We start from the raw sequence: 23,408 nt of genomic DNA on the forward strand, positions 1-23,408 counted from the left end.
ATGTCCATCGAAACCGTGGACGCGGACGACGTTGATATCGAGGAAGTCCTCGGTTCGGCCATCAAGCGCCGCGAGGACCCGTCGCTCATCACCGGTCGCGCGGAGTACACGGACGACATCCAGCGCCCGGACATGCTGCACATGGCCGTCACGCGGAGCCAGTACGGCCACGCGAAAATAAACTCCATCGACACCAGCGACGCCGAGGCGATGGACGGCGTCGTCGCGGTCTATACGGCCGAGGACTTCGACGTACCCGGCGAACTGCCGGTCGGATGGCTGCTCGACAGTCTCCGAACCCCGGCCCACCCGATTCTGGCGAGCGACCGGGTACGCTATCAGGGTGACGCGGTAGCGGTCGTCGTGGCCGACGACCGCTACATCGCAGGGGAAGCGGCCGACGCGGTGGACGTGGACTACGACCGTCTCGACGCGGTGACGGACCCCGCGGAGGCGCTCGAAGAGGACGCGCCGGTCCTCCACGAGGACCAAGGCGACAACGTCGCCCTCGACTGGGAACTCGGCGACGCCGAGACGACCGACGCGGCGTTCGAGGACGCCGCGACGGTCGTGGAAGCCGACCTGCACAACCAGTATCTCATCCCGAACGCGATGGAACCGCGGGCGACGGTGGCCGAGTACAACGCCGGGTCGGGCGACCTGACGGTCGCCATGACCTCACAGAACCCACACCTTCACCGCCTGCTGATGTCCGGGGTCATCGACCACCCCGAGCACAAACTCCACATCCGCGCGCCGGACGTGGGCGGCGGCTTCGGGTCGAAGATTCACCACTACGCGGACGAGGCGCTGACGGCGCTCTGTGCCCGCGAACTCGAACGACCCGTGAAGTGGGTCGCCACCCGTACCGAGACCTACGAGACGGACGCGCTCGGGCGTGGCCACGTCACCCACGCCAAGATGGCGCTGGACGAGGACGGCCACATCACCGGCTTCGACGTGGATACGAAGGCCGCTCTGGGTGCCTACCTCTCGACGTTCGCACCGGCCGTGCCGACCTATCTGTACGGAACGCTCCTCTCCGGACAGTACGACATTCCGGCCATTCACGTCTCCGTGGACGGCGCGTTCACCAACGTTCCACCCGTGGACGCCTATCGTGGCGCTGGCCGCCCGGAGGCGTCCTACGTCGTGGAGCGCATGATGACGCTCGCGGCCCGCGAAATCGGCGAGGACCCGGCCGAATTCAGGAGGAAGAACTTCGTCGACTCGGACGACTTCCCGTATCAGACGCAAGTCGCCGTCGAGTACGACAGCGGCGACTACGAGAAGACGCTGGACGAGGCGCTGGACGCGCTCGACTACGACGAACTCCGCGAGCGACAGGAGAAACTGCGCGACGAGGGTCGCTACATCGGCGTCGGCCTCTCGGCGTACATCGAAGCCTGCGGGCTCGCACCCTCCGAACTCGCCGGACAACTCGGCGCACAGGCCGGGCTTTGGGAGAGTTCGCTCGTCCGCATGCAGTCGTCCGGAACCGTCACCGCCTACTGCGGGACGTCGGGCCACGGACAGGGCCACGGGACGACCTACGCCCAGATCATCGCGGACGAACTCGGCGTCCCTTACGACGACGTGGAAATCGTCGAGGGTGACACCGACGAGGTACCGCAGGGAATGGGTACCTACGGAAGCCGAAGCGCGGCGGTCGGCGGCAGTTCGCTGGCGACGAGCGCCGGAAAGATCGTGGAGAAGGCGCGGAAGATCGCGGCCCACCAGTTCGAGGCCGACGTGGACGACGTGGAGTTCGAAAATGGAGAATTCCAACTCGTCGGCGCACCGGACAAGAGCGTCAGCATTCAGGAAATCGCCGGGCAGGCGTACCTCGCTCACGACATCCCGGACGACATGGAACCCGGTTTGGAAGCCACCTCGTTCTACGACCCGGAGAACTTCACGTTCCCGTTCGGACTCCACGCCTGCGTCGTGGAAGTCGACCCCGAATCGGGTGAAATCGACATCGAACGCTACGTCGCGGTGGACGACGTCGGCAATCAGATCAACCCGAAAATCGTGGAAGGGCAGGTCCACGGCGGCGTCGCACAGGGCCTCGGACAGGCGCTGTACGAGGGCGCGGTGTACGACGACAACGGCACGCTCCTCACGGGATCGATGCAGGACTACGCGGTTCCGAAGGCCGAACACATCCCGGAAATCGAGACGCGAAGCACGGTGACGCCGTGCCCGCACAACCCGCTCGGCGTGAAGGGCGTCGGCGAGGCGGGCACCATCGCCGCGCCACAGGCACTGGTCAACGCCGTCACGGACGCGTTGGAACCGTTCGACGTCGACGACATCGACATGCCGCTGACGCCCGAACGCGTGTGGCGTGCGGTCGAGGAAAGCGGAGGTGAGAACTGATGTTCCCGGCAGAATTCGACTACTACAAAGCGTCGAGCGTCTCCGAGGCGCTCGATCTGATGGAGGAACACGCGGACGAGGACCCCGAAATAATCGCGGGCGGTCACAGCCTGCTCCCGACGATGAAGTCCGGTCTCGCCAGCCCCGGTGCACTCGTCGACGTCAGCGGTATCGACTCCATTTCGGGTATCGAGGCGGACGGCGACGAAACGACGATCGGCGCGATGACGAACTACGTCGACGTCGTGAACTCCTCGGACCTCGCGGAGAACGTGGCCGTCTTCCCGGCAACGGTCGAACAGGTCGGCGACGTACAGGTACGGAACCGCGGCACCATCGGCGGCAACCTCGCGCACGCCGACCCTGCCTCCGACCTCCCGGCGGCGGCCCTCGCGGCGGACGCGACGATAGTCGTGGAAGGTCGTGACGGCGAACGCGAGGTTCCGGTTGACGACTTCTTCCTCGGCATGTACGCGACGGACGTCGGGGAGGACGAACTGCTCACGGGAATCCGGCTCCCGAACGCGCCCGAAATCGGCGGTGCATACGCGAAGAAACCGAGTCCGTCCTCGGGTTACGCCATGGTCGGCGTCGCCGCCGCACTCGAAGTCGACGGGGACGAGGTGACCTCGGCCCGTGTCGCCGCGAACGGCGTGATGGACCACGGTATCCGCCTCGAACCCGTCGAGGACGCGCTCGTCGGCGGATCGACGGACGAGGATTCCCTCGCCGACGCCGCCGACCACGCGGGCGACGACCTGGACGAGATGCTGATGATGGACGACGTACAGGCGTCCGCGGAGTTCCGCGCCCACCTCCTGACTGTGTATACGAAGCGTGCGCTCGGAGCCGCGGTCGAACGAGCCAACGGCGGGGGTGCCGCCGCCGACTAAGTCTTGAACGACCGCACCCAATGGGTGACTGTGATTGACACGACGGAACCGACGAGTCCGCGCGGCGCGACCGGAGGGTATCGATGACGGGTCCTGACGGGTTCGACTCCGTGACGGAAGCGGAGCTTCGGGCGGTCTTCGACGACGAGGAGTACGTCGCCGAGGACGAGATAGTGACGACGGTCCTGCTGGCGCTGCGGATGGGCAAACCCCTTCTCGTGGAGGGTGAGCCAGGTGCCGGGAAGACCGAACTCGCCAAAGTGCTCGCCGAGGGGTTCGACACCGATCTCGTCCGTCTCCAGTGCTACGAGGGGCTGGCCGCCGAGAACGCGCTGTACGAGTGGAACTACACGAAGCAACTGCTCGCGATTCAGTCCGGCGAGGGCGGCGTCGCGGACGACGACTCCGTCTTCGACGAGGAGTACCTGCTCTCCCGGCCGCTTCTCGAAGCGCTCTCGGGCGACGGTGACCGACCGCCGGTGCTCCTCGTTGACGAGGTCGACCGCGCGGACGAGGAGTTCGAAGCGCTGTTGCTCGAAATTCTCTCGGACTTTCAGGTGTCCATCCCCGAACTCGGCACCGTCGAAGCCGCGACGCCGCCGGTCGTGATACTCACCTCGAACCGAACGCGAGGACTGAGCGACGCGCTGAAACGGCGCTGTCTGTACCTGTACGTGAACCCGCCGTCCGTCGAGAAGGAGCGGGCTATCATCGAGCGGAAGGTGCCGGAACTCGCCGACGGACTCGCGGCGGACGTCTGTGGCGTTGCCCAGCAACTCCGGGACCGCCCGCTCAGAAAGCGGCCCGGTCTCGCCGAAACGCTCGATTGGGCGGAAGCCCTGACCGTCCTCGGCGACGGTGGCGAAGACGCCGAGGATGAACACCTCTCGGTCGAAACGGCTCGACAGACCCTCGGTTGTCTACTGAAGGATGCCGAGGACGTCGAACGAATCGACGACGAGGTGCTCGAATCCCTGCTCGCGGAGGTGCACGCCGAGCCGTGAACTCTCCGCCGTCCGACCGTCCCGCCGACAGGCTCCGGGCCGAACTCGTGGAGTTCACGGTACAACTCGATCGAACGGGCGCGAACATCCCCGGGGATGGCGCGCTCTCGGCCGCACGGGCGCTCACCGCCGTCGAACGCCGTGATCGCGGTAGCGTACGGACCGCACTTCGCGCGACGCTGCTCTCCGACGTGAGCGCCCGAGAATCGTTCGACCGACTGTTTCCCGTCTTCTGGGCGCGCCTTCGTGGCGAGGACCGTCCGTATCCGGCGGACCCAGCGGATGCGCCCTCACCCGGCAGGCCGAACGTCGGGAACGACGGCGCGACCGCCGAGGAGGACGCCGAGTCCGAGCGGGGCGAGGACGAAGAGAACGGTTCGGAGACGGGAGCAGGAGCGACCGTCTCGCCGGAGCGTTCCCCGCTCGGAGATGCGGAAACGAAGACCGCCGCGAAATACAGTCCCAGCGGCGATTCGGACCGGTTTTCGACGGCGACCGTCGCCGTCCGGGACGAGGAACGAGTCGCGGACGCGACGGCGGAATTCACGCGGGCGGTGTCGTCGCTCCCCGGACGACGGTGGGACCCCGCTTCCGTCCCCCGCGGCGTCGACGCCCGCCGGGCGCTCCGACGGAGCGTCGAGAGCGGCGGCACGCCGCTTCCCATCCCCGGTCGCGTTCGAAAGCGAACCGAGACCCGCGGTGCGGTGCTGGTGGACGTGAGCCAGTCCGTCCTCGATACCGTGGACCGCGGGTTCCTCCTTCAGTTCCTGCGCGAAGTGCGGACGGCGTGGCGACGGACGCCGATATTCTTCTTCGACACGGAACTCCGCGAGGTGACCCCGGCGTTCGACGAATCGACGCTACACGACGCGCTGGTTGCGTTGGAGGCCGCCCAAGCCGAGTGGGGCGGCGGGACGCGAATCGGCGGCGCACTCGGCACGCTTCGGGACGAACACGCCGAAACCATCGACTGGCGGAGTACCGTCGTTATCCTCAGCGACGGGTTGGAACGCGGCGACGTCGACGACCTCTCGACGGGGATGGCGTGGCTGTCGCGGCGTGCCGGACGGGTCATCTGGCTGAATCCGTTGGCCGTGTCGCCGGCCTACGAACCCGCCTGCCGTGGGATGCAGGCGGCGTTGCCGTATCTCGATGGCCTGTACGGCTTTGCTGACTCTGGTGACTTGTATCGAATCGCAACCGAACTCTCCCGTCACGGTCCGGAGCGAACGCTCACGAGACCGCGTGCGGATCAGATGGAGGAAGTACAATGAGCGAAACCGAACGGAGCGAGTGGAGTGTACCGGAACGGGAACTGATGGCGAGCATCCGCGAGCGACTGGACGCCGATGGACCGGCCATGTTGGCGACGGTCGTCGACGTTCGCGGGAGCGCGTACCGCCGACCCGGCGCGAAGATGGTCGTCTCGCCGACCGAGGGCGGCGTCGGCGCGATTACCGCCGGATGTCTCGAAGACGAAGTTCGAAATCTGGCCGACCGGGTGATCGCCGACGGGAAGCCGACGCTGGAGACGTTCGACCTGACCGGCGACGACGACGAATGGGGCCTCGGCGTCGGTTGCAACGGCATCATCGATCTGTTCCTCGAACCGCTCGACGAGGGGATGCGGCCCGCCGTCGAAGCCTACGAGGCGGGAGATGCGATCACTGTCGCGACCGTCGTGGCGAGCGACGACGAGGCCGTCGACGTGGGCGAACGGGACTACTCGGACGATTTCGACGGTCTCCCCGAGGAAGTCGGCGACGCGATTCGGGCCGCCGACATCGAGCGCTCGCGGACCATCGACGTGGAAACGGACGAAGGGACCGTGACAACCGTGTTCGTTGACCGTATCGTTCCACCGACGGAGTTGGTGATCCTCGGCGGCGGTCACGACGTCGCGCCCGTCGTGGATCTGGCGCTGAACGTGGATTTCCGCGTGACGGTCGCCACCTTCCGCGGTGCCGACCGGGCGAGGGAACGATTCCCGGACGCCGACCGGGTGCTCTCGACCTCGCCGCGGTCGTTGACCGACGACGTGGCGTTCGACGGGGACACCTACGTCGTCGTGATGTCGCACAACTTCATCGACGACCGCCTCGCGCTCGCCGATTTGCTCGCGACCGACGTGCCGTACGTCGGTTTGATGGGTCCGCAGGAGCGATTCGAGCAGATGCTCGACGAGTTCGAGGAGGAGGGAGAGGAGTTGGGCGACCTCGATCCCGTCTACACGCCGGTCGGCCTCGACCTCGGCGGCGGCGCGCCGTATCAGGTCGCCCACAGCATCGTGGCCGAGGCGTTGGCCGTCAAAAACGGTCGCGAAGGATCACACCTCAGGGCGGTCGATGGCACCGTTCACGATCGAGCGGAGACGCCGTCCGAAACTCACTGATTCGGGGGGTCTCCCGACGTCAGTCCTTGTTCTCGCTCGACCGCTCGAAATCTTGGAGAGCAGTCGTTTCCCATCCGACGACTATCGCCACGCATCGTTTCAGCAGTGATCCCCGTGTAACTTCCCTATTGAACGATTTGACCCGAGTGAACGATCCGAACGGACCGCGAAAATGGATTTGTAAGCGCGAAAATCGGCCCGATCATCTCCCGTGTCGATTCTTAAACTGTGCATAAATAAGGTGGAACGGAACTGTGTTTCGCACATGGCTATCTGGCAGCGATATACTCCCCAAAATCTGATTCGTCTCCTACGGAATCCGGAACTCATTCGCGGGGAAACGCGACGCCTTCGAAAGGACGCGGTGAACACGAACGCGTACGTGTCCCGACTCGTGAACGACGACACGCGCATGGACGTGATGGCGGAGGACTGGGACAACCTCGTCATCCTGGATGCCTGTCGCTACGACCTGTTCACCGCACGGGCCGACTTCGGCGGACGGACGACGAGCAAACTGTCGCCCGGAAGCGAGAGTTGGGAATTCATGCAGGCCAGTTACGTCGGGCGCGAACTCCACGATACGGTGTACGTCACCTCGAACCCGCACGCCTACAAGATTCCGGACGGGACGTTCCACGCCGTCGTCAACCTCTTGGACGACGATTGGGACGAGGAGACCCGAACCGTCCTGCCCGAAACGATCGTCGAGCGAACGCTCGAAGCCTACGAGCGATATCCGGACAAGCGAATCATCACCCACTTCATGCAACCACACTATCCGTTCTTGGGTGAGAAGGGGAAAGAACTCGACTACGCCGGAATCGAGATGCAACTCGACGAGGACGAAATCAAGAAAGATCCCCATCCGTGGAACGCGCTTCAGTACCGCGAAACGACGAACGTGTCCGGTATCGTCGACGCGTACGCGGAGAACCTCGATATCGTGCTGCCGCACGTGGAGCGACTGGTGAACGAACTGCCGGGCAAAACCACCATCACGTCTGACCACGGCAACCTCATCGGCGAGCGAACCTATCCGATACCGATTCGAACGTACGGTCATCCCCGCGGATTGCACAAACGCGAACTACTCGAAGTGCCGTGGGTAGAGATCGACTCGGACGAACGCCGGGATGTAAAAGCGGAGTCGCCGGAGGAAGGAGACGAGATGGCCGACGACGTCATCGAGGATCGGTTGCGACATCTGGGCTACGCGGAATAGCGCGGCTTACGGAGATAGTTACAGCGACGCCAGACGGGCGATGTAGATGAGACTCAAGACGTGATCGCTCGTGTCGAGCGGCTCCGGCCCTTCGGAGCCAAAGCGGTCGGTTTCCGAGAACCCGTACATGTACGACTTGAGCGACTCGTAGGCGCCGTCGCTCATCCAGTCGATGTCGGCGTAGTGCGAGAGCGCCTTTCCGGTGTGTTCGAACCCGGATTTTTCGATGAGGAAGTCGAGCCATTCGAAGACGATGACTTCCGCGCCGTATCTCGTCGGAAGGCCGGTCAGATAGGGCTTCTCCGGAAGCCCACCGGACGCCAACAGCTTCGTCTGTAATTTCATCAGTTCCTCGCGCTGTCCGAGTCGGAGCAAGTCCTCCGCCGACTGTTCGTCCTCGCCCGCGGCCAGTTCCAGGGGTGGTTCGTCCTCGGCAGCCATCCTACGAAGTTCGCGCAGGTCGTAATTGGCAGGTCTGATGCTCATTCTGATATTTAGAAGACAAGCATTTCAACCTATTTAACTCTTGGTACGGGCGGATTAGAAAATCGCTACTCAGAAATCTTATCTGTTTGATTACTCGTCAGACGCGCCGCTTCGCCGCTTTCGTGCGACGAGTGCGAGGCAGAGGACGCCCGCCAGAAGGCCGAACACACGGCCCTTTCCGCTTCCGCCGGATTCGGCCTCGAAGTCGTCGGTTTCGAAGTCATCGGGTTCGAACTCGGACGCTTCGTCCTCGCTCGAACCGGAGCGGCGTTTGTAGGCGAACAGGGCGGCACCGACGACGAAGAGCAGACCGAGAAGCGGCTTCAACAGTCCCAACGACGGCGAATCGGACGATTTCGGTTTCGTGCTGGCAGTCGCGGGTGCGGAATCCTCGTCCGGGTACACTCGTTCCTCGACGAGTGCCGGTTTTTCGATGTTGATTTTGAGGAGTGACATCACGAGTTCATTCGTCGCGGAAGAACGTTATAGCTTCTGCCTCTTCGGTGTCGTCATCGACAAGCGACAGCGCACTGGAACGGATTTCGGAGAGACCGTAGGGGGAGAAACCGTTCCCGGTGCGATCATCCGTCCGGAAGGCTAGGGTGAAGAGAGCGACCCCCGAACGGCTTCACCCAGCGTCCGTCGCACGCCGGGACTGACGACCAGGAGAACGCCGACGTAGACGATGCCACCGAGCGAAACGAGCGTCAGAAGGTCGCTCCAGGACCCGACGGGGAGCGACCGGTGGACGATCGAGACGACGGCGAACATGAAAAGACTCGCACCTACTTGTGCGACCATCGGCCATGAAACCGGCTGGATACCGACCAGTTCACCCCGGAGGAAACGGAGCGCGCCGAGATACACGATCGACTCCGCGACGACCGTCGCGAGGACGACACCGATCACGCCGAACCTGAGCGTCAACAGGACGCCGAGAGCGAGGTTGACGGTGACGGCAACCGCCGACAGTCGCATCGCCACGTCCGGCCGGTCGAGACCGTTGGTCGCTTGGAGGAGCGGTCCGCTCTGCGTCCGAACGACGCGGTAGAGCGCAAGCCCGATCAACAGGAGGGCGGCATCACGGTACTCCGGTCCGTACACCGTCACGACCAGCGGTTCGGAGAGCGCAAGCGATCCGAAGAGGACGGGAAACGCGAGGATTCCGGCGTAGGCGAGCGTGTTCGAGATGTCACGCGCCGCGCCGTCCGTTCGGCCGCGTCTGGCGCTCACCGTCGCCATGAGTCCCCGACCCGCCATGTCGGCGACGAAGACGGCGGGGAGTGTGAGTTTCCACGCGACTTCGTACAGCCCGACCGCCGACGTTCCGTTCACCAGTAGAAAGCCGAGCAACAACACGTCGAGGCGGTCGTACGTCGTGCTCAACAGGGACCCAGGGATGCTGTACCGGGCGTAGTCGGCGAGACTCCGGACGAACGAGCGGGACGGGATGGTCGGGCGCGCCGCGACGTACGCGACGATGGGGGGAACGGTCAGCGCGGAAGCGAGCGCGAGACCGTACACCATTCCCGCGGACCCGACCACGGTGGCGGTGCTGAGGAGCGCGACGAAGCCGATCTGCAGTGGAAGGGTGAGCGTTGAGCGAAGGGTATCCACCCACGTCGCGGCGCTGATCTTTCCCCGCCCTTGAACGAGGTTTTCGAGGGATTCGTACACCGATTCGGTGGCGAGCAAGCAGATAATCAGGAACGGCGCGAGCGCGAGTCCGGTGTAGTTCCGAAGGAAGTCACCGGCGAGGAGGGCGACCACGGCGGCGAGAACGACCCACCCGGCGTCGAATAACAACTGTGCGCCGAACGCGGGCGGGCGAAGCGCGTCGGATTCCGAGAGGCGCTTTTTGGCCGCCTGCGACCAGCCGTTCATCGGCCGGTCGGCGAACTTCACCAGCGCGAAGAGGAGATAGACGCCGCCGAACGCGCTCGGCCCGAGCCATCGCGCGAAGACGATGGTCCCGGCAAACCCGATTCCGGCCATCACGAACTGCGCGATGGTTCCACCGAGGGTTTCCCGGCTGAGGCTTGTTTTCGCAGCCTCGCTCATACGTAACCGAGGTCACGGAGTTGCGCCTCGATGGCTGGCGATAGGGCCACATCGTCCGTTACGACCCGTCGGTTCAGCTCGTTCACAAGCTTCTCCATTCGCTCCCGTGGCTTTGCTATTTCGCCCACCTCGTGGAGGCCGTCCGGCGTCTCCCACCCGTAGTAGTCGGCAGCGGCCATGCCGTACAGCTCCGTGTCCAGCGGCTCGATATCGAAGCCGTCACGGGCGAGCGCGGTCCGGTGGCGGTCGGTCAGGCCGTGATACTCGACCAGCCGTTCGGGTTCTTCCTCCGTCTCCGACCCCGCAAGCAGGTTTCTCCCCCTCGAATCGCCATCGAGGTTCGCGATGTCGAGAACCGTCCGATGGACGTCGAGCAGGGAGACCGGATCGTCTCGAACTTCGGCGGTTTGATCCGCGTCGTCTCCATCGGTCGCATCGGCCAGCCAGAGACACAACGGAATCCGCGTTACATCCGGATACAGCCCGCAGAGGTGTTCCCACGCGCCGTATTCGCCGAGGGCTTCGCCGTGGTCGCCGAGCGTGATGACACAGTCGAACGACTTGCGGAGTTCCGTGAAGATGGCACGATAGCGGTCCGCGAGGTAGCGAACGCCGTCGTCGTACGCTTGTCGGATTCGCTCGGGGTCCGCATCCGGCGAACCGAGCGTGGCACGAAGGCCGTCGAGTTCCGGCGGTTCGACCGTCCGGAACTCCTCGGGCGGGGAATACGGGGTGTGGGCTTCCATCAGGTTGACGAAGAGGAATTCGTCGTCGCCGAACTCGGTGTCGCGGACGAATTCGAGCGCCTCAGTCGCGCCGTCGTCGCGGGTCGCCCGACCCATCCCCAAATCACGAAGCTTGAGGAACGCGCCGCGTTTGAGCGACGGAACGGTATCGCAGTCGCCCAGTAGGATATCGCGCAGGGCGAAGGCGTAGCGTTCCGGTCCCATGTCGCGCGTCTCGGTGATGAAGCCGTCCCAATCGAAGACGTTCGACGAGAGGGCATCGAGTCGCCAACTGCCCTCGAACTGGTCGAACCCGCGATGGAAATCGAACGGGCGGGAGATGTTGACGTTCGCGCTGAATGCACGGGTGGTGTACCCGCCTTCGTGGAAGGACTCCGGAAGCACGGCTTCCGGACAGTCGAGGCGCTGTGCACCGGCGTAGATGCCCAGTTCGCTCGCGTACTTGCCCGCGAACAGCGAGGCGTGCGCCGGAACCGTCCAGTGTGAAGTCGAGTAGGCGTTCTCGAATCGAGTTCCCGGCAGCCAGTCGAAATGCTCGTCGAAGGCGTCCTTGCGAAGGGTGTCGAGGACGACGAGCGCGACGTTCATCGGTACCCCAACGCCGAGAGGCGGTCGGCGGTCGATGTCGTTTGTCCGTCCGCTCCTTTCGTCCCGTCCGCTCCTTCCGTCTCGTCCGACCCTACCATCCAGCTTTTCGGATCGTACGTTCCCGAATCGGTTCCGCTCGTGACCACCCACGGCACGTCGCGGAGGGCGCGAATCGGTGTGTTGTCGGGGTGGCCGTAGATGTACCACTCGCCGAAACCGTTGCCGTGGTCCGCCGTGATGACCACCCGGTCGGCGTCCAGATTGTCGAGCAACACCGCCACCTCGGAGAGGGCGTAGCGGAGGTTGTCACGGTAGGAGCTCCACACTTGCTCGCGGGTGAGGTCTCCCCGTCGCAAGCGTTCCCAGACGCCCACGCGCTCGCCGAACTCGCCGCGACTCATCTCGTCGCCCGGAAGCGGGTCGGGAATCGACGGGAAGTGTGGTTGCATGTAGTGGACGACCAGTTTGTCCGCGTCTATTTCGCCGTCCCCGATAGACCGTCCGGCGACGATAGCCCGGTCGGTGACGGCGCGGGCGGGAACCGTCCCCAACTCGTCGTCCCACCCGTCACGCCACACTTCGTCCAACTCGGCGAAGTTCCGCGAATCGAGATGCGCCGCGGAGTTCGGGTTCGCGGTGACGTGGACCGTATCGGAGCAATCCCGGCGGTCGAAGTTCGCGTGCATCCACTCGTCCGAGCGAGTCCCAGCAGACGCGAAGCGCCAGACGCGCTTCACGAAGGGTATCTCGGGTGCGACCTCACACATACAGTCGAACCGACAGCCGTCGAGGACGACGAGGGCGTCCCACGAGTGGTCGTATATCGACTCGCCGAACGACCCCCGTCCGGCCAGTCGCCGGAGAAAGCCTTTGTATAGCTCGTAGGCGGACGTGTCCATGCCGATCCACCCATCCTCGTGGACGCGGTCACTGCTTTCGCCTAGCCACTCCTTCAGCGTCATCGACCCCCTCCTGCGTACCGAACCCTATCGACCGCGTCCCAGAACCCTTGTCGCCAAAGCCAGTCGTTGACCCTGTCGAGCGCCGTCTTCGGAACGATCCGTTCCTCATATCGGGTCGGATACTCGCGCTGCAACCGGGCCTCGTTTTCGGCATCGATGCTTGCCCGCGTTCGGTCGGGGTGTTCCATCGTCAGCGTCGGGTCGTACCGACAGGGACCATAGGATTCCATTCGCCAGCCGAATTCCGTGTCGTCGCGCCACCCGGCGTACTCGCTTCTGAACCCACCCGCGTCGAGCGCGGTTTCGCGGTCGAACGCCAGATTACAACCGACGTACAGCCCCGTTCCACGGTACGTTCGTCCACCCGACACGCTTCCCTCGACGCACACCGCGCCATCGGAGACGGCGCTCTCCACGCTCGCAACCCAGTCGGGTGGCGGTCGGCAGTCGTCGTCGGTGAGCGCCACGATATCCGCGTTCGCCGCCTCGATGCCAGCGTTTCGTGCTTCACAGATGTCGAGCGTCGCGTCGTCGACGACCAGCACTTCGAATTCGGTGACGGTCTGATTTCGCAGGGCGGCGACCACGGCCTCGTGGTCGTTTTCCGGGACCGTCGGAATCACGACCGAAACCCGCGGCTCACTGGATTCGTATGGGTTTCGAATCATCGGTATCCACCGCGGCGCGCTTTTTCGCCGCCTCCGCGTGCGTTCGGTTGACCAGTTCGAGGAGCGATTCGGCGAACGTCGTCCTGTCGTAGCGACGGGCGAACCGTTGAATCTCGTCGGCGTCGAAATCCGAGGGGTCGAATCGTTCGACGGTTTCGCGGAGCGATTCGACGGTCGGTTCGAACCCCAATCCGGTCGTTCCCTCCACGATTTGATGACGGGTGTACCCCTCGTTCACGCCAATGAGCGGTTTCCCGGCCGTCAACGCCTCCGCACCGACCAGACCGAAATCCTCGTCCTTGGGTGCGTAGACGACGGCGGTGGCACGGGAAACGATATCCGCTACGTCTTCGACGTAGCCCAGGAGTTCGATGTTGTCGTGTCCGCGTGCGCTCCGTTCGAGCGTTTCGCGTTCTTCGCCGTCACCGACGACGAGGAGGCGTTCGTCCAGTTCCGCGAACGCATCTATCACGAGACCGATGCGTTTCTCCGGTGCAAGCCGGGACCACGTCACGAAGTACCCGTCGTCGCCGTCGTTCCGCCAATCGCCGGTTACCGGCGGGTAGATGACCGCCGCATCCCGGTCGTAGTATCGCTGAATTCGGTCGCGGACGAGTTCGCTGTTGGCGACGAACCGGTCGATGTAGTCGTTGCTCTCCTTGTCGAGTGCCCGCCAGCACTTCGCATAGCCTTTCAGCGCGAACTTGATGCCCGGATAGTCGAACTCCCCGAGTCGGTCACGATAGAGGTCGTACAGCCATCTCGGCGGACTGTGCGGGTAGTGAATCACCGTCTGCTCGACCGGCGGAACGTAGGATTTCGAAAGCGGCGCGCTCTCGATGAGTACGTCGTACTCGGTCAGTTCGTCGGCCGCGTCGGTCATATCGAACGATACCGAGAGGGTTTCCAGCGGGTTCATCCCCTCGTTTTTCCATTCGAGTAGTCGACCCGAGAGACCCCGTGTGTACTTTCCCTGCCGTATCGGAACGACGGTCACGTCGTCCGGAATTCGAACGTCGTTCGCCACGTACATCGTGTAAATCGGCGCATCGAGCACGCGCGCCGCTTCGATGGCGAATCGCTCACCACCGCCCATACCCGGGAATCTGTCGTGCAACACCGCTACGTCGTATGAATCCTGTCTCATTGGCCCACCCCTGAGCGTGACGATGGTACAGCACGCTATAGTATAAATTGTGGTGGGTGTTTTGAAAAATAGCAGCGTTCGATCCGTCGAGCAAGGGACGTTCCAGACCTACTCGAACATCGGATGGGTATCGAGTAGTTCCGTGATGACCTCGCGGACCTCCTCGTTCGCCTCCTCTTCGGGAACGACCGGGTCCATCCCGTCGAACACTTCGTGGACCATCGCAACGCCGTCCGAAAGCGTGTCCAACCCGTAGCCGCCTTCGAGAACGAACCCGAGTGCCGCGTTCGACTCGTCCGCCAGTTCACGAACTTGGGCGGTGAGCACGCCGTATCCCTCCGTCGAGACGCGCATCCGGGAAATCGGGTCGTGCCGATGAGCGTCGAACCCTGCGCTCACCAACACGAGGTCGGGATCGAATTCGAGCATTGCGGGCACGATGAGTTCGTCGAAGACCGAGCGATATTCGGGGTCGCCCGCTCCCGCCGGGAGCGGTGCGTTGAGCGTCGTTCCGTTTCCGTCCCCCTCGCCCGCTTCCTCGATTTCGCCCGTGCCGGGATACAGCCCATCCTCGTGAATCGAGATGTAGAACACGTTTCCGTCGTTGTAGAAGATGTCCTGCGTGCCGTTTCCGTGATGGACGTCCCAGTCGATGATCGCGACGCGTTCGGCCCGGCCGTCGTCGATGACCGCTTGGGCTGCGACGGCGGCGTTGTTGAAAAAACAGAACCCCATCGCATCGTCCTCTACCGCGTGGTGTCCCGGTGGACGACCCAATGCGAACGGCGTTGCACGTCCGTCTTCGCCGTCCAGTGCGGCGTTCGCGGCCCATTTTGCGAGCCCCGCGCTTTCGAGTGCGGCATCCCACGTCGCTTCGACGGCGACGGTGTCCGGGTCCCAGTTACCGCCACCGCTCTCACAGAACTCGCGTAACTCCTCGACGTACCCCTCGTCGTGAACCGCCGTGACTTCCGCTTCCGTGGCGGGTGGTGACTCTACGTATTCGACGCCGTGTTTGCGCGTGAGGGCCTGCCGAATCGCACGTAGTCGGTCGGGGTTTTCCGGATGCCGTTTTCCGGTATCGTGAGCTAAACAGACCTCGCTGTAGCCGAAGTTCATTCGAACAGCCTGAAGTAAGTCTCGATGTCCTCTGCCTTAACGGTTCGCCGGTCCGCGTGATGGGCGAGGATCGTTGCCGCCGATGCGACGTTGTCGGCGTAATCTTCGAGGATGTCCGCAAGCGCTACCCGCGCGTCCATCGAGACCCGATAATCGTCACCGATATCGAGGCGGGCAATTCGATCGACGGGAGCGACCGGAAGGGTGAGTTCGTCCTTGTCGATGACCTGCTGGACGCCGAAATCAGCCGCCATCAGTGTCTTCCGTCTATCTTTCGTCGCCTGTTTTGCAGCATCTACGGCCAGCTCCGCGCCGTGACTCTGGATCCGGCGGGCGAGTTCCTCGGCGGCATCCGCACTGACACGAAGGGTACCCGCGTTCCGTCGGATTATCGTATCGACCGGCGCGAACGGAAGCTCAACGCTCATGATCCAACAGCAGAAGTCTGTCGCCCTTAATCTTTCCCTACCGTCGTTCGCGGCAAATCGGACACGCGGAAACTGCTATCACAATAAAAAGGACGACAGTGCAGCCATCACGAATTAAAACGACGACGCCAAACCCTCGAACACGATGAGCGACCCACACGAACGCGACCGAACGATGGCGAAGGAAAAGGAAGACGAAGCGGAACAGGAAGGGGAAACCGAGGCCGAACAGGCCCGTGAGGAGGAACTCGAAGACGAGACGGAAGTCGAGCAAAAGCAGGCCCGGGAAGACGCCGCGACCGACGAACAGAACAAGGACAATCACCGCGACGAAGAGCCGTTCCAGAGCTAACTCGGAACGTCCGAAAACGCGTTAGAACACGTCCTCTGCGTCGAGCTTGCCACCACGACGTTCGCCACGAACGGTCACTTCCTGCCCGAGGTGAACGTCGGCATCGGTCTCGACGCTTATCGTTTCTTCACCGTCGTCCAACACGACAGGGTTGCCCGCTTGAACGACCGTTCCCGTGAACTCGACTTGCTCGCCGTCGTCGGTCGATGTCGTATTCGCGTCCGCCGTCGAGTCGGATTCCGTCTCGGTCGTCGTCGTTTCTTCGACGTCGCCTTCGACGTCGCTTCCGAACGCGTCGAGTCCGGTTTCCGCCTCGTTCGTGTCGCTTTCTCCGTTCGCCGCGTCCGTCGGGGAGCTGTTGTCGAGGACGGAGATGGTCGACTGCCATCCGGCGGAGGCTTCGATGTCGTCCGCCCAGCCGTCTTTGATGGCGACGTCCGCGAACGCGACTTTGTCGCCCGGCGCGAGTTCGCGGTCGGCCTTTTCACCCCAGAGCGCGACGCGGATGTCGCCGGTTTCGTCCTGCACGCGGACGTTCTTCACCTGACCTTCCGACCCGTCGTCGCGGTCGAACGTGCGTTTCGGGTCCGATGAGCGAATCACACCGGTGATGTCCGCCGTGTCGCCGATTTCGAGGTTCGCGATCGGCGTGCTCTCGGGGACGTATTCGATGTCGGCGTCGATTTCCTCGACTGCGCCACGGTTGCCGACGTGGAGTTCGAGGTTCCCATCGCGCTCGCGGACGTACCCGTCCACGATTTCGACGGTGATGCCGGGTTCCAGTTCCTCGACGATGTCCGCACGCTCGTCCCAGAGCGTGATTCGGATTCGACCGGTTTCGTCGCCGACGGTGAGGTTGGCGACTTTGCCCTCGGAGCCGTCGTCACGGTCGAACGTACGGACGGTTCCGGTGTCGAGTAGTTTACCCGGAAGGTTCACGTCCGAGAGGCCGAGCGAGAGGTCGGAGACGGAGTAGGAGTCCTGAACCTGCACGTCGATTTCCGTGTCGTCGTCCGGTTCGGCTTGGTCCACGTTGACCTCGGTCCCGCTGTAGCCGTCCGTCGGGCGGCCCTTGATTCGCAGGACTTGGCCGGGTTCGAGTTCTTCCTCGGCACCCCGTGCCTGTTCGTCCCAGAGCGAGATTCGAATCGACCCGGTTTCGTCCGCGACGTCGACGTTCAGGACGTGACCGTCCTCCGCGTCGTCGCCGTCGCGTTCGAACGTTCGGATATCGCCGACGCTCGTCACCTTGGCAACGAATTTCACTTCCTCGATGCCGGGTTCGATGTCGGCGACGCCGTTCACCTCGCTTTCGTCCAGTTCGTGCGCGATGAGCATTGCGGCGGTTTCCTCGTCCGCAAGCCCACCCATCTGTTCGACTTTTTCCTCGACGGCGTCCCGGAACTCGTCCAGAGAGATGTCGGCGTCGAGGTCCCCATGTACCTCGTCTATAACGCCCATAATCGTACTCGGTTGCAGGGTTGGCCGTCGCTTAAGCGTTGTCTTTGTGTCGGGGAACGGAAGTCCGCCGATCCCGATCCGGTTCGAATCATAGCTATCAGTGGCCGCATTTTCGTTGATAAAGTTACGCCCCGTGCCTCGATGACGCTTTCGTGGATCGTCAGTTCTCGGTGGTGGACGAACTGCCGTCGGTGCTCGCGACCACTTTCGATTTCCCCATGCTCTCGTGGGTGACTTTCACCGACTTCGGTACCGAACCGGCGAACGTGAGCGTCGCACGGTACTCGATTTTGGTGAGACACTCCGAACAGCCGACGGTCCCGCTCTTCTTCTTCGTTCCGACCGTCACCATGTACGTCCCCGTTTTCGGGTCGGTTTTCGTACTCTTGAGGTAGGGTATCGCACAGGAGTCGCTTCCTCCGATCGTGCCGGTGATGACCATCCGCGAGTCCGTGACCTCGACGGACGCCTCGTTTTTCGGGGTTCCGCAGTTCGAACTGAGGACCTTCACCGTACCGTCCTTGAGATTCGACTCGCCGCCGTCCGCCGAGGTCGTGGTCTCCGTTCCGGTCTTCGTCGTCATCTCTTCGGTCGTCGTCCCGTCCGCCGTGGTCGTCGTGGTCGTCGTCGTAGTCGTATTCGTACTCTCGGACCCCGAACCGCCAGGACTGCCGCCGTCTCGACTGAGACAACCGGCCAGTATGCCGACCGTCGTCGCCGCACCCGCTCGTTTCAGGATGTCTCGTCGTTGCATACTATCGGATACTATACCCATTCTAAAAACTGTCCCGTAGACGAAAATAGCGATTTGAGTTATTCTCATACTGCCGCCGGGTGCGAATCGTGTGGTTGCCTCGCATCCACACACCGCCACCACATCGCAAGCGCTATTAAGCCGAGCGCGAAATGAATGAATGAGTCCTGGTAGGGTAGTGGACTATCCTCTTGGCTTGCGGAGCCAGGGACCGGAGTTCAAATCTCCGTCAGGACGTTCATTTCATTCACGACCTGACTTGCCTCACGCTCGCGTGAGGCTCACGTCAGGACGTCATTCTTACGGAACCAACTCACGAGAGCCGAGGCTCTCGTGAGTCGTGGAGGAAGATGATGACTGCGGAGATTTGAGCAGGGAAATCGCACGCCCGTGAAGGAGCGTATGCGACTGAGCAGGAACGATTTCACGATTTCAAATCTCCGTTAGACCGCTCACTTCGTTCACGCTCTGACGTGGTTTACGCTCGTTTCACTCACGTAAACCTCCGTCAGAACGTTCATTTCATTCACGACCTGACTTGCCCTACGATCGCGTGGGACAGTCGTCAGAGCGAAGCTCTGACTGGCCCTACGCTCACTCCGTTCGCGTAGGACTCCGTTAGACCGCTCACTTCGTTCACGCTCTGACGTGGTTTACGCTCGTTTCACTCACGTAAACCTCCGTCAGGACGTTTGTCGAATCCGACTCACTTCGTCGCGCGCAGTAGAACCTTCTCGTTGCTGAACTCGGTTACTTTCCCATCTTCAACCGTCACGTCGTACACCTCCTCGGCTTCCGGCCCGCGGACGAGTTCGTCCAGTTTCTCGCGCGCGTCCTCTCCGGGATTGGTTCGTTCGGCCCACGACTCGTAATCGAGGGATTTTCGCATGGTCGTGAGTTCGTCGACCGACAATCCGACCTCGTCGAACCGGTCGCGCCACTGCGCGGCGGAGTAGGCCTCGCCGTGAGTCGAATCACGGAGGCGTTCGAACCGGTTGTAGAACGCCGCCAGTTCGTCGTCGTCGGGAACGATGTTGTCCTCGAATGCGACCACGCCGCCGGGAGCGAGCACGCGCGCGACTTCCGACACGAAGGCGTCCGGGTTCGGGAAGTGGTGGGCCGCGATGCGGCAGGTGACGGCGTCGAACGTCCCGTCCGAGAACGGTAGCCGCTCCGCGTCGGCGACGGTGCCGACCACCGGAAACGCGTCCGTCGCCGTTTCGACCATCTCAGGGGTTGCGTCGGCGGCGACGACGATGTCGGCGTCGGCGACTTCCCCGAGCGCGCCAGCGGTGTGTCCGGCACCGCAGGCCACGTCGAGGGCGGTCGATGCGCCGTCGCACCACGACGCGAGGAGTTCGAGGTCAGCACCTTCCCGGTGAACGTCGCTGTCGAGATAAGAAGTGGCCACCGCGCCGAACGAATCCGTCGTCGCCCGCTTCCGTTCGAGTTCGTCCATGCGAGACGGTACGTCGAGCGGTGCGAATACCGTTGCCGTTTGACCAATATTCGCGGATAGATGTGGATGGATGTATGGGTCGGAGACCGTGCTATGTTGTCTCTGGCCAAATCTGGTATGAACCGGGACACTTTTGAATCTCGGCTGAATATTTACTCGTGTATGAGTAAAGCTGAAACCTACCGTTTGTTCGTTCGTGATCTGAAGAAATGGGCCGCGAAGAAAGCCGCTAAATAACCATTCTCGGTTCGAACCCCCGACGATAACCCAGTCAGGTCCCATGGGGGTTCGTTTTCCTCGGTTCGGTGTGTGACTGTTCATCGTCGGAAAGGAATTTTCGTCTCGACAAACGAGTAGTCGTATGGATACCTACCTTCGGGCCGGACTCGCCATCTACAACGCGGGTGAGTTTCACGCCGCCCACGACGCGTGGGAGGATTATTGGTTGGGCCTCGACAGCGGTACGGCGGACGAACGCTTTCTCCACGGACTCATCCAGTTCACCGCCGTGGTTCACCACACGACGGATTCGAACTGGACCGGAATTCGTGGCCTCGCCGAGAGCGCGGCCGCTTACCTGGGCGACCTTCCCGGGGAGTATCGAGGCGTCGACGTCGAGACGGTTCGGAGCTACCTCCGTGCCGTTCGTGACGACCCCGAGTACGTCGAGCGGGTAGCACCGCCGCGCTTGACCGACGACGGGGCCGTCCTCCGTCCCGACGACCTCGATTTCGAGGAATCGGCCGTCGCCGCACTCGTCCTCGCCGAGGAGTTCGGCTACGAGGAGTCGGTGCTCGAACGGGCTATCGAGTTCGCGCGGATGGATTTGGAGGCGGGCGACGAAGGAAGTCGGTTCATCACGTTCGTCATGGATTTCGTTCGCCAACCTGAGAACAGGGCGTTGATCTTCCAGCGTCTGTCCCAACACGTCGAACGACGGGAGTTCCGGGAGACGGACGTTGACGGCCTGTTCGAGTAGGTGATGTCACTCAGAAACTGAGACACGATCAGGATATTGGGAATGATTTATGGTCGTGACACCCGCTAGGCACAGACAATGAGCGAGGTTTCCGCGAGCGTCGGGCGTTATCTCAGCACGATTCACCTCGTGAGCGAGAGTACCGGCCGTCCGGCCAAAACCGGCGAACTGGCGACGGCGTTGGACGTGAGCTCCGCCAGCGTCACCGAAATGCTCACCACGCTCGAAGCGCGCGACCTTGCAACGTACGAGAAGTACAAGGGGGCGAGGCTCACCGACGAAGGCGAGGAAACCGCACGCGAAGTGATGTGGAAACACTGTCTCGCGGAGAACTTCCTACTGTCAGACCTCGAAATCGATAGCCCGGAGGAAGCACGCGAGATGGGGAACGCCCTCTCGGACGAGGTGGCCGCGCGTATCCGCGAGCGTATCAACCATCCGTGTACTGGAGAGTGTAGCGCACCACATACCGAGTACAACGAGTGCTGTGACGACGTGCGCGACACGGAACCGACGGATCACGAGTGACTGGCGAATTCAGGCGAATCGGACGATCTTCTCGAAGGCATCGGACGGAAGCGTTTCGCCCGACGTGATTCCCCGTGCGGAGGTTTCTCCCAGCGAATCGGTGACGAACTGACGGGCGACGAGTGCCTTCCGGTCGTTCCCTGCCGCGAGTTCTCCGTCCGCTTCCGACAGCAACAACGCGGCGGTGTACACGTCGAAGACGTACTCGGCCAGTTCCTTCGCATGATGCTGTGCGTAGTCGTCTCCTTCCGTCGCTACCGCCCCGAGTGCCTCCTGTAGCCCCCCGAGTTCATCGCGCGTCGTCACCACGAGGTCGGTCAGTTCGTCGTGTTCCACGCCATCGAGTCGATCACGGATCAGGGCCAGTGCCGGTTCGTGTGCGTTTTCGCGAGCCATCGAACGAAGCACGTCGAGCGAGAGGATGTTCGACGTTCCCTCCCAGATGGGGAGTACCTGTGCATCGCGCAGAAGACGATGGGTGACGAAATCGTTCACGTAGCCGTTGCCGCCGTGAATTTCCATCGCGTACGAGGCGACATCGACGGCCATCCGTCCCGTTCGAGACTTTGCGATGGGGACGAGCAGTCGCATCAATCCGAACGCGTCCTCGTCACCTTGCTGATATCTGTCGAACGCCCTCCCGGCGTCGAACGTGAAGGCGGTCGCCGCTTCGTGTGCCACTGCCATCTCGACCAAGTCGCGGCGCATCAGCGGATACTGGTCGATGGATTTCCCGAACGCTTCGCGGTTGGCCGCCCGAACCTTGCTCTCCAACAGCGCCCGTCCCATGAGACCGCACGACGCGAACGCGTTCGCGATCCGTTCGAGGTTGAGCATCTCGGACATGTAGCGGAACCCCGAGTCGATTTCCCCCACGAGGTTCGCCTCGGTGCCGCCGAATTCGACCTCCCCGGTCGGAACGCTGACCGTCCCGAGTTTGTCCTTCAGGCGGCGAATCGTGTATTCGTTTTCCTCATTATCGTGGGTCGTCTCCGGTACCAAGAACAAGGACAGTCCATCGGTCCCGGCGGGTGCGTCGGGTCGCCGGGCGAGCGTGAGAATCGCTCCGGAATCGACGTTCGAGCAGAACCACTTCTCGCCGGAGAGTTCCCACCCGCTTCCGTCCTCGACGCGCTCCGCGATGGTCTCGGTCGCGCCGACGTCGCTTCCGCCCTGCCGCTCCGTGAGGAACATCGCGCCTTGGAGCAGGTCGTCGTACTCGCGGGTCGTGAGTCGATCGAAGGTTTCCGAGAGCGGACCGTCGGCACCGGAACTGTCGGCATCGGAACCGTCAGCGAACCGTTCCAACACGAGCGCGACACCGGCCGTCATCGCAACCGGGCAGGTCAACCCCACGTCGGCGTAGGCGAGCAGGTAATCCATCGTCAAGTGATGGAGCATGGGCGCCGGGGCGTCCTGCTCGGGAGGTGCCCGAAACGAGTCGGCGACAGCACCCGAACCGTACACCAGTCGCTCGCTTTCGAGTTGATGAGGATGATATTCGACCTCGTTCACGGCATCGCCGAACCGGTCGTAGCGCCGGAGTTCCGGGCCGTGCTCGTCGATGCTGTCCGAGTGCTCCGCGACGATACTTCCGACGATGTCGCCGAACTCGTCGAATCGCTCCTCGGCCCATCCTCGGTCACCGCCGTAAGTGCGTTCGACTTCGTGCTGTAGTACCGGGTCGTACTGCCAGTAGTTCAGCCCTCGCCCGCGGTCGAACTGCCCGTAGTCGACAGTCATGCTGACGAAGGAATCGCGCGCGAGCTAATTA

22 protein-coding genes and 1 tRNA gene are annotated in these 23,408 nt (G+C 62.9%); 10 read left to right on the forward strand and 13 right to left on the reverse strand.

What is annotated here, in order from left to right:
- The 6 genes from NKF26_RS06950 (at position 1) to NKF26_RS06975 (ending at position 7,896) form a co-directional block, all read left to right on the forward strand.
- Positions 1 to 2,382 carry a xanthine dehydrogenase family protein molybdopterin-binding subunit gene (locus NKF26_RS06950; RefSeq protein WP_253228957.1) on the forward strand — a complete coding sequence of 794 codons (2,382 nt, stop codon included), beginning with the start codon at positions 1 to 3 and terminating at the stop codon, positions 2,380 to 2,382.
- The gene (locus tag NKF26_RS06955) at positions 2,382 to 3,275 is read left to right on the forward strand and encodes a xanthine dehydrogenase family protein subunit M (protein WP_253228956.1); all 894 of its coding nucleotides are present in this window, start codon (positions 2,382 to 2,384) and stop codon (positions 3,273 to 3,275) included. Before NKF26_RS06950 ends, NKF26_RS06955 begins: the two co-directional genes overlap by 1 nt.
- Positions 3,276 to 3,358: 83 nt before the next feature.
- Entirely contained in the window at positions 3,359 to 4,279 is a 921-nt protein-coding gene (locus NKF26_RS06960) for a MoxR family ATPase (protein WP_253228955.1), read from the forward strand.
- Complete coding sequence (locus NKF26_RS06965) at positions 4,276 to 5,553, forward strand: VWA domain-containing protein (RefSeq protein ID WP_253228954.1); 1,278 nt, start codon at positions 4,276 to 4,278, stop codon at positions 5,551 to 5,553. The genes NKF26_RS06960 and NKF26_RS06965 overlap by 4 nt, the downstream gene beginning before the upstream one ends.
- Positions 5,550 to 6,671, forward strand: a complete 1,122-nt coding sequence (locus NKF26_RS06970) for an XdhC family protein (RefSeq protein WP_253228953.1) — start codon at positions 5,550 to 5,552, stop codon at positions 6,669 to 6,671. Before NKF26_RS06965 ends, NKF26_RS06970 begins: the two co-directional genes overlap by 4 nt.
- Before the next feature lie 265 nt (positions 6,672 to 6,936).
- Positions 6,937 to 7,896, forward strand: a complete 960-nt coding sequence (locus NKF26_RS06975) for a hypothetical protein (RefSeq protein ID WP_253228952.1) — start codon at positions 6,937 to 6,939, stop codon at positions 7,894 to 7,896.
- A gap of 18 nt (positions 7,897 to 7,914) precedes the next feature.
- On the opposite strand, the gene NKF26_RS06980 is transcribed toward NKF26_RS06975, so the two are convergent.
- The 9 genes from NKF26_RS06980 to NKF26_RS24280 all read right to left on the reverse strand — a co-directional run bounded on the left by NKF26_RS06980 (position 7,915) and on the right by NKF26_RS24280 (position 16,101).
- Complete coding sequence (locus NKF26_RS06980) at positions 7,915 to 8,382, reverse strand: FlaD/FlaE family flagellar protein (protein WP_253228951.1); 468 nt, start codon at positions 8,380 to 8,382, stop codon at positions 7,915 to 7,917.
- A gap of 90 nt (positions 8,383 to 8,472) precedes the next feature.
- The gene (locus NKF26_RS06985) at positions 8,473 to 8,838 is read right to left on the reverse strand and encodes a hypothetical protein (RefSeq protein WP_253234126.1); all 366 of its coding nucleotides are present in this window, start codon (positions 8,836 to 8,838) and stop codon (positions 8,473 to 8,475) included.
- Positions 8,839 to 8,979: 141 nt separating this feature from the next.
- Complete coding sequence (locus NKF26_RS06990) at positions 8,980 to 10,443, reverse strand: lipopolysaccharide biosynthesis protein (protein ID WP_253234127.1); 1,464 nt, start codon at positions 10,441 to 10,443, stop codon at positions 8,980 to 8,982.
- Positions 10,440 to 11,777 (reverse strand): sulfatase-like hydrolase/transferase, encoded by a 1,338-nt coding sequence (locus NKF26_RS06995; protein ID WP_253234128.1) that lies wholly within the window; start codon positions 11,775 to 11,777, stop codon positions 10,440 to 10,442. Before NKF26_RS06995 ends, NKF26_RS06990 begins: the two co-directional genes overlap by 4 nt.
- Positions 11,774 to 12,739, reverse strand: a complete 966-nt coding sequence (locus tag NKF26_RS07000; protein WP_253234129.1) for a hypothetical protein — start codon at positions 12,737 to 12,739, stop codon at positions 11,774 to 11,776. Before NKF26_RS07000 ends, NKF26_RS06995 begins: the two co-directional genes overlap by 4 nt.
- Positions 12,736 to 13,407, reverse strand: a complete 672-nt coding sequence (locus NKF26_RS07005) for a glycosyltransferase family 2 protein (RefSeq protein ID WP_253234130.1) — start codon at positions 13,405 to 13,407, stop codon at positions 12,736 to 12,738. The genes NKF26_RS07000 and NKF26_RS07005 overlap by 4 nt, the downstream gene beginning before the upstream one ends.
- The gene (locus NKF26_RS07010) at positions 13,379 to 14,554 is read right to left on the reverse strand and encodes a glycosyltransferase (RefSeq protein WP_253234131.1); all 1,176 of its coding nucleotides are present in this window, start codon (positions 14,552 to 14,554) and stop codon (positions 13,379 to 13,381) included. Before NKF26_RS07010 ends, NKF26_RS07005 begins: the two co-directional genes overlap by 29 nt.
- A 108-nt stretch (positions 14,555 to 14,662) precedes the next feature.
- Positions 14,663 to 15,673, reverse strand: a complete 1,011-nt coding sequence (locus NKF26_RS07015; protein WP_253234132.1) for a histone deacetylase — start codon at positions 15,671 to 15,673, stop codon at positions 14,663 to 14,665.
- On the reverse strand, positions 15,670 to 16,101 hold the full coding sequence (locus NKF26_RS24280) for a histone (RefSeq protein ID WP_066144987.1): 432 nt from the start codon (positions 16,099 to 16,101) through the stop codon (positions 15,670 to 15,672). The genes NKF26_RS07015 and NKF26_RS24280 overlap by 4 nt, the downstream gene beginning before the upstream one ends.
- A gap of 145 nt (positions 16,102 to 16,246) precedes the next feature.
- Here NKF26_RS24280 and NKF26_RS07030 point away from each other — a divergent pair, with 145 nt between their 5' ends.
- Entirely contained in the window at positions 16,247 to 16,453 is a 207-nt protein-coding gene (locus tag NKF26_RS07030) for a hypothetical protein (RefSeq protein WP_253228943.1), read from the forward strand.
- Positions 16,454 to 16,474: 21 nt separating this feature from the next.
- Here the strand turns inward: NKF26_RS07030 and NKF26_RS07035 are convergent, their stop codons facing one another.
- Complete coding sequence (locus tag NKF26_RS07035; RefSeq protein ID WP_253228942.1) at positions 16,475 to 17,914, reverse strand: single-stranded DNA binding protein; 1,440 nt, start codon at positions 17,912 to 17,914, stop codon at positions 16,475 to 16,477.
- Positions 17,915 to 18,074: 160 nt separating this feature from the next.
- Positions 18,075 to 18,668: a hypothetical protein gene (locus NKF26_RS07040; RefSeq protein ID WP_253228941.1), complete on the reverse strand. Its 594-nt coding sequence runs from the start codon at positions 18,666 to 18,668 to the stop codon at positions 18,075 to 18,077.
- Positions 18,669 to 18,832: 164 nt separating this feature from the next.
- On the opposite strand from NKF26_RS07040, the gene NKF26_RS07045 reads away from it, so the two are divergent.
- Positions 18,833 to 18,905: transfer RNA gene (locus tag NKF26_RS07045), tRNA-Arg, on the forward strand.
- A 469-nt stretch (positions 18,906 to 19,374) separates the two neighbouring features.
- Here NKF26_RS07045 and NKF26_RS07050 read toward each other — a convergent pair.
- Positions 19,375 to 20,127 (reverse strand): class I SAM-dependent methyltransferase, encoded by a 753-nt coding sequence (locus tag NKF26_RS07050; RefSeq protein WP_253228940.1) that lies wholly within the window; start codon positions 20,125 to 20,127, stop codon positions 19,375 to 19,377.
- Between the two features lie 361 nt (positions 20,128 to 20,488).
- Between NKF26_RS07050 and NKF26_RS07055 the strand changes: the two genes are divergently transcribed.
- Positions 20,489 to 21,106: a DUF309 domain-containing protein gene (locus NKF26_RS07055; RefSeq protein WP_253234133.1), complete on the forward strand. Its 618-nt coding sequence runs from the start codon at positions 20,489 to 20,491 to the stop codon at positions 21,104 to 21,106.
- A 78-nt stretch (positions 21,107 to 21,184) separates the two neighbouring features.
- The gene (locus tag NKF26_RS07060; RefSeq protein WP_253228938.1) at positions 21,185 to 21,634 is read left to right on the forward strand and encodes a metal-dependent transcriptional regulator; all 450 of its coding nucleotides are present in this window, start codon (positions 21,185 to 21,187) and stop codon (positions 21,632 to 21,634) included.
- Positions 21,635 to 21,643: 9 nt separating this feature from the next.
- Here the strand turns inward: NKF26_RS07060 and NKF26_RS07065 are convergent, their stop codons facing one another.
- Positions 21,644 to 23,377 (reverse strand): acyl-CoA dehydrogenase family protein, encoded by a 1,734-nt coding sequence (locus NKF26_RS07065; protein WP_253234134.1) that lies wholly within the window; start codon positions 23,375 to 23,377, stop codon positions 21,644 to 21,646.
- Between the last annotated feature and the right edge of the window lie 31 nt (positions 23,378 to 23,408).

The organism is Haladaptatus sp. AB618 (assembly GCF_024136965.1).
Taxonomy (GTDB): Archaea; Halobacteriota; Halobacteria; order Halobacteriales; family Haladaptataceae; genus Haladaptatus.